Source organism: Peribacillus sp., from assembly GCF_059453735.1.
The window spans coordinates 1-6,412 of the sequence record NZ_JAZVJO010000558.1 but is presented as its reverse complement, the minus strand read 5'-3'; the positions used below and the strand labels follow the sequence as shown (position 1 = coordinate 6,412).

Sequence of the window (6,412 nt, the reverse complement as noted above, 5' to 3'; positions counted from 1 at the left end):
ACCTCCTTATTTATATTTTGATTTGATACGTGGATCAATGTATGCATAGAGAATATCTACAACAAGGTTAACGATACTAAAACAGATGGAGAAAATGATAACACATCCTAAAACAGCAGGAGTATCCTTTGCTTTAATACTGTTAATGAGATATGTACCAACACCTGGCCATGAGAATACTGTTTCAGTAAGAACGGCTCCACCAAGAAGGGAACCAAACTGAAGACCGATAACGGTAACTACAGGAATTAATGCGTTTTTTAATGAATGGCTATAGACCACCCAAAACATTTTCACTCCTTTAGCACGCGCAGTTCGGATATAATCGGAACGCATCACTTCAAGCATAGACGATCTTGTCATCCTGGCGATAATCGCCATCGGAATGGTCGCTAAGGCAAATCCGGGCAAAATTAAGTGTTTAATGACTTCAAAAAATTGATCAAATCTGCCGGCAATCAACGTATCGATTAAATAGAGATTCGTTATCGCCTGCACAGGATCCCGGATATTATCTCTTCCTGAAGTAGGAAGAAGATCAAATTGAAGGGCAACAACATATTGTTCCATTAAACCCAGCCAAAAAATCGGCATTGATACACCAATCAACGCAACGATCATTGCTATGTAATCAAACCATGAATTTTGAAACCAAGCAGAGATAATTCCTGCATTTACTCCTATGAATACAGCAACGATCATCGCTACAAGAGCTAGTTCCATCGTAGCTGCCAAATACGGCCAAACTTCTTGAGAAATCGGCTGTCTTGTTCGCAATGACACGCCTAAATCCCCGCTGAATAACCCTTTTAAATAACTCCAAAACTGAATATGCCAAGGCTTGTCCAACCCAAGATCTTTTGTTAATGCGGCAACAGCCGTTGCGGTTGCCTGCTGCCCTAGTATCGTTTGAGCAGGATTACCTGGAATTGCTCGAATCATCATAAATACGATCAAAGCCATTCCTAAAAGCACAGGAATTAATGAACCTAACCTACGTATGGTATAAGAAAACAACCACATCACCTGCTTTCTCTAAGAATGAAAACGTTCCGTCGTTGGCAATGAAAAAAACGGGAAGCATGAAAGTATCCATACTCCCCGATGGTGCTTAAATTACTCGATAGATACGTCAATAAACGATTGTGAACCCGTTGGATGCGGTACAAAATCTTTAATTCCCGCTATACCAGCCAATTGCGGCTTAGAGTGTACAAGCGGAACCCAAGGTGCATCCTCATGGATAATAACCTGTGCCTCTTGATAGAGCTCATTACGCTTGTTTTCGTCAGCAGTGGACTGAGCTTCAATCAATAATTTGTGAACATCTTCATTCACATAGCGTGAATAGTTATTTGAACCAATTGTGTCTTTATCAAGCAATGTATAAAGGAAGTTATCTGCGTCACCATTATCCCCAGTCCAGCCGAGCATAAAGGTTGGTGCTTCTCCTGCCTGTACCTTTTCAAGATAAGTAGCCCACTCAAAAGTTACAATGTTTGCTTCAATATTCACTTGTTTCAAACTTGCTTGAATCGCTTCAGCCACTTTTTGTCCATCCGGCATGTACGGACGTGCTACCGGCATAGCCCATAGATCCATTTTGAAGCCTTTTTCATAACCTGCTTCTTTTAAAAGTGCCTTCGCCTTTTCTACATCGTAGCCATAATCTTCAATACTATCGTTATAGCCGCTGACGGATGGCGGCATTGGATTTTTTGCCGGCTCAGCCGTTCCTTCGTAGAAACTTTCGATTAATTCTTCTTTATTGATTAAATGAGAGATTGCTTGACGAACCTCTTTTTTATTAAATGGTTCCTTCTCTGTGTTAAATCCAAAGTACCCTACGTTCATGGATGGGCGTTCGAACAACTGCAGCTTGCTGTCGCCTTCCACTTTGCCCATATCACTTGGATTTAAGCCATCCATCAAGTCAATTTCACCCTTGATCAGTGCATTTAAACGAGTGGCATTTTCTTTAATGACTTTAAATTTAACGCCGGCAAGCTTCGGAAGACCTTCTTGCCAGTACTCTTCATTTTTCGTCAATTCAATCATATCGTTTGCTTTCCATGATACAAATTTGAATGGACCTGTACCTACTGGGTTTTTAGTGAAATTATCCCCTTCCTTTTCAAAAGCCGTTGGACTGGCAATTGCAAAAGGACTCATTGCGATATTCTTCAAAAATGGTGCTTGTGGACGGTTCAAAGTAAAGACAACCGTTTTATCGTCTGTCGCTTTTACTTCTTTAATTACATGCCCTTCGTCGCCTTCAAAACCGCCAAACATGGACGCATAATAAGCAAATTTAGCTTCATCTTTACTTTGTGCCCAACGCTGGAAGTTCTTAACGACCGCTTCAGCATTAAAATCCGTTCCATCGTGGAACTTAATTCCTTCATTCAGGTTGAACGTGTACGTCAGGGCATCTTCAGAAATCTCCCAGTCTTTAGCCAGTTCTCCCTTAATTTCTGTACTATCCTTTTCATAGCCTACCAACGTTTCATAAATCTGCTGGGTTACGATAAACGCTTCCCCTTCTGTTGTGATTGCTGGATCAAGATCTGTTGAATCGCCGCCTCGTCCATAAATCATAACAGCGCCTTTATCGCTTGTATCTTTGCTGTCTCCGTCTTTCGTCCCTGTAGACGTCTTAGAGTCGTCTCCACAGCCAGCTAGAATGACTGATAGCAGCATAAACATACTTAAGAATAACCAACCGGTTTTTTTCATTTGATTTCCCCCAATTTTTTTAAATAGTAATTGCCAATGTATGATACGAGCAGTCATTCATATAAATGACAAGCTACATAATGGCCAGGTTCATATTCTTGCAGAACAGGTTTAACAGATGAACAAACTTCCATCGCTTGAGGACAACGCGTATGGAATGGACAGCCAGCCGGCGGATTTGAAGGGCTTGGCACATCACCTTGAAGAACAACTCGTTCCTTTTGATACGTAACATCTGGAATCGGGACGGCAGACAACAGGGCTTGTGTATAGGGATGAAGCGGCTTTTCATAAAGCTTTTCACTTTCCGTTATTTCTACCATATTCCCGAGATACATCACGCCTACCCGGTCACTGATATGACGAACAACCCCAAGGTCATGTGCAATAAAGAGATAGGTTAAATTAAATTCCTTTTGCAAATCCTGCATGAGATTTAACACTTGTGATTGAATCGAAACATCGAGTGCTGATACGGGTTCGTCAGCAACAATTAATTTAGGATTCACAGCCAGTGCTCGAGCGATCCCGATTCGTTGCCGCTGACCGCCGCTGAATTGATGCGGATAGCGTTTTGCATGATAACTGCTTAACCCTACCACCTCAAGAAGTTCCTTGACTCTTCGTTTCCGTTCCTTTTTATCCTTCATGCCATGAACAATCAACGGTTCTTCGAGAATTTTCTCGACCGTATGGCGGGGATTAAGGGAAGCAAAAGGATCTTGAAACACCATCTGCATTTCACGGCGAAGCTTTCTCATTTCTGCCGCAGGCAGATTGGTGATATCTTGACCTTCAAAGTAGACCTTCCCTTCGCTCGGTTCAAGAAGCCGCAGCAGCATCCTGCCTGTCGTTGATTTCCCGCACCCGCTTTCTCCAACAAGCCCTAGGGTTTCTCCTTTATTTATCGAAAATGACACGCCATCCACGGCTTTTACCTGGCCAATGGTTTTACCGAGCACGCCTCCTTTAATTGGAAAATGCATTTTTAAATTGTCTACTTTAACTAATGGCTGAGTCATGGATGCCGGCTCCCTTCCCGTCTTCGTATAGCCAGCAGCGGACTTTTTGCCCATTTTCATGATTGGTTAAGGCTGGCGTTTCACTGATACAACGATCCATTACATGGGCGCACCGTGGAGCAAATTGGCAGCCTAGATTTTGACTGCCTGGCTTAGGTACATTGCCTGGAATTGAATAGAGCCGGTCCTTTTTCACACGCATGTCTGGAATCGACTGAATTAACCCAACCGTATATGGATGCAGTGGATTTTGAAAGACAGCACGGACATCGCCTTCTTCTACAATTTTACCGGCATACATGACTATGACACGCTGGCACATTTCAGCGACTACTCCTAAATCATGGGTAATCATCAAAATTGCCGTGTCTGTTTTCTTATTTAAGTCCTTCATTAATTCAAGAATTTGGGCTTGAATCGTTACATCAAGCGCTGTTGTTGGTTCATCGGCAATTAGCAGCTCAGGCTCACAAATCATGGCCATTGCAATCATTACCCGTTGTCTCATCCCCCCGGAAAGCTGATGTGGATATTGTTTCAGCAGTTCTTCCGCACGACCGAGACCAACTAATTTCAGCATTTCAACTGCTCTTGCAGCCGCTTGTTTCTTTCCCCACTTTCTATGTACACGAAGCGATTCAGTAAGCTGCTGTCCGATTGTAAAAACCGGGTTTAAGCTTGTCATCGGCTCCTGAAAAATCATGGCGATTTCGTTTCCCCGGATTTTTCTCATTTTCTTTTCAGAGGCATTCGCGAGGTTATCTCCTTTGAATAGGATTTCTCCTTCTACCTTGCCTGTTCGAGCTTCGACTAAGCCCATAATTGATAATGAGGTGACACTCTTCCCACATCCGGATTCTCCAACAACTCCCAGCACCTCGCCTGGCAAGACATGAAAATCGATTGAATTAACAACCGGAATGGACCCATCATCGGTTTGGAAGCTTGTCCTCAGCTGCTTCACCTCGATAATTGGACTCTTCATTTATCCGCCTCCTTTCTCCTGATGACTACACCATTTCCTCATATTGTCATTATCCCATTTATTTTACAGATAGACAATAATTTTTCTGAATATTTTATGTATATTGAATAGTATTATAAATGTTAAAATCTATAAAATAAAGATATATTTGCAATATGACGAAAAAACGGCTGCTGGGAGCAGCCATTTCCAGTGGATTTTATCTTTTCTTTGTGCTGACTGCACTATGAGGAATTGCGGGGAAACAGAGGAAACACATCAAGCGGGGAAGGTTTTTAATTAAAGAATAAGGGCGGGACTAGTTAGTTCGTCCACTCTTTGTTCCAGCTTTTCAAGTCTTTGCAGAATCTCAGCATTCTCTTTTATTAACACTTTATATTTTGTCTCTAGCCGGGCTGCAATCATCTCCAGCTGCACCAGCTGATATTCAAAATTGGTCGTTTTCACTTGGGTTTTTGCGATGAAACTAATGAGGTCTCCAGTAATTTGTTCCACTCTTTCAATGCGCTGTTTAGGCGGGAAAAATACCGATGTTTCCATACGATTGCCGTTCTTCTCAGCCTCAGGGGTCAATGGCTCCATCCTTCTCATACACTCACTCTCCAGTTATAATTCGATATGTTCAAATTCATGCGGCTTACTTTCAGCCTGCTTTGGTCCGACAAATCTGACCATTTCTGCGACTACTTCTGTTACATAAATTTTTTTCCCTTCTTGATTTTCGTAATTTCTGGTTTGAATACGGCCGGTAACCCCGATTAATGAACCTTTTCGACAATATTCAGCCGTATTTTCTGCCGTTTTACGCCAGAGTGTGCACTGTACAAAATCCGTTTCATAGTCACCGACTTGATTCTTAAAGTTTCGGTTTACTGCGAGAGTTACATTCGAAACGGCCTTTCCCTCCGGGGTATACTTGAGTTCTGGATCTCTTGTCAGACGCCCTACAATCGTTACTTGATTTATCATTTGTTCAACTCCTTTCTGTCCTTATCTTACTTGAACGCAAATCTCTGGTAAAATCGCTGAAATATCTTTTCATTTCTGTTTTTAAACGCAAAAAACAGTTTTTAACTCCTTTAAAATTGGATTATTCGACCAAAAAGCGATGACGGCCGTCCTTTTTAATACTTTTTTCATAAATTTTTAAAAATTCGCAAAGTCCTGATTTTTTATGAGATTGCTTACTTTTAATTATGCTATAATTACAAAAAAAGGATGCAGAACGGAGGTCTTTTATGAAATCATTTAAATTAATTTCGGTTCAGCTAATCTCAGAGGATAACCAGTTGGTTAACGTTGAGTTAACAGATGGATTGATTATCAATAAAGAGGATGATAACAACACATGGATTGTTGAATCCTTCTTGACAGAAGATGGGTTTAATAAAATCAAAGATGCTCTTCCTGAGATTAATAATGAAATTATGATTCAGGCCGTCATCACCAAAAAGGATAATGATCCTGCTTTCATGAAGACCGTTTTACGAAAAATCAAACCAATCAATGGACACATTAGTTTACTTTTCGAAGGACATCTGCAAAAGTCGCGGAGTAAATACGCTGAACTTTTATTAAAGGATCTTATGCAGCAAGGTATTGTCGGCAATGAATTGATTGAACATTATAAAGAAAAACTCCGTTCACGTCCGCAAGTTGTCCCATCCTT

General features: G+C 41.3%; 7 protein-coding genes. 1 reads left to right on the top strand and 6 read right to left on the bottom strand.

Annotation, left to right across the window (positions count from 1 at the left end):
• Nucleotides 1–6: 6 nt before the first annotated feature.
• The 6 genes from AC52RT_RS18315 to ssb all read right to left on the bottom strand — a co-directional run bounded on the left by AC52RT_RS18315 (nucleotide 7) and on the right by ssb (nucleotide 5,712).
• Nucleotides 7–1,017, bottom strand: coding sequence for an ABC transporter permease (locus AC52RT_RS18315; RefSeq protein ID WP_495542080.1), 1,011 nt, complete (start codon nucleotides 1,015–1,017; stop codon nucleotides 7–9).
• Nucleotides 1,018–1,116: 99 nt separating this feature from the next.
• Nucleotides 1,117–2,736 (bottom strand): ABC transporter substrate-binding protein, encoded by a 1,620-nt coding sequence (locus AC52RT_RS18310; protein WP_495542079.1) that lies wholly within the window; start codon nucleotides 2,734–2,736, stop codon nucleotides 1,117–1,119.
• Between the two features lie 53 nt (nucleotides 2,737–2,789).
• Nucleotides 2,790–3,758, bottom strand: a complete 969-nt coding sequence (locus tag AC52RT_RS18305) for an ABC transporter ATP-binding protein (protein ID WP_495542078.1) — start codon at nucleotides 3,756–3,758, stop codon at nucleotides 2,790–2,792.
• On the bottom strand, nucleotides 3,739–4,743 hold the full coding sequence (locus tag AC52RT_RS18300; protein WP_495542077.1) for an ABC transporter ATP-binding protein: 1,005 nt from the start codon (nucleotides 4,741–4,743) through the stop codon (nucleotides 3,739–3,741). Before AC52RT_RS18300 ends, AC52RT_RS18305 begins: the two co-directional genes overlap by 20 nt.
• A gap of 279 nt (nucleotides 4,744–5,022) precedes the next feature.
• Complete coding sequence (locus tag AC52RT_RS18295) at nucleotides 5,023–5,334, bottom strand: hypothetical protein (protein ID WP_495542076.1); 312 nt, start codon at nucleotides 5,332–5,334, stop codon at nucleotides 5,023–5,025.
• 15 nt (nucleotides 5,335–5,349) lie between these two features.
• A complete protein-coding gene (ssb, locus tag AC52RT_RS18290; RefSeq protein ID WP_495542075.1) occupies nucleotides 5,350–5,712 on the bottom strand; it encodes a single-stranded DNA-binding protein in 363 nt (120 codons plus the stop codon).
• A 269-nt stretch (nucleotides 5,713–5,981) separates the two neighbouring features.
• On the opposite strand from ssb, the gene AC52RT_RS18285 reads away from it, so the two are divergent.
• A partial coding sequence (locus AC52RT_RS18285; RefSeq protein ID WP_495542074.1) for a YwpF family protein occupies nucleotides 5,982–6,412 on the top strand: 431 nt, incomplete at its 3' end.

Bases quoted from the DNA above. Each gene is read 5' to 3' on its own strand.
- AC52RT_RS18310 (WP_495542079.1), bottom strand. From the start codon at position 2,736: ATGAAAAAAACCGGTTGGTTATTCTTAAGTATGTTTATGCTGCTATCA.
- ssb (WP_495542075.1), bottom strand. From the start codon at position 5,712: ATGATAAATCAAGTAACGATTGTAGGGCGTCTGACAAGAGATCCAGAA.
- AC52RT_RS18295 (WP_495542076.1), bottom strand. From the start codon at position 5,334: ATGAGAAGGATGGAGCCATTGACCCCTGAGGCTGAGAAGAACGGCAAT.
- AC52RT_RS18300 (WP_495542077.1), bottom strand. From the start codon at position 4,743: ATGAAGAGTCCAATTATCGAGGTGAAGCAGCTGAGGACAAGCTTCCAA.
- AC52RT_RS18305 (WP_495542078.1), bottom strand. From the start codon at position 3,758: ATGACTCAGCCATTAGTTAAAGTAGACAATTTAAAAATGCATTTTCCA.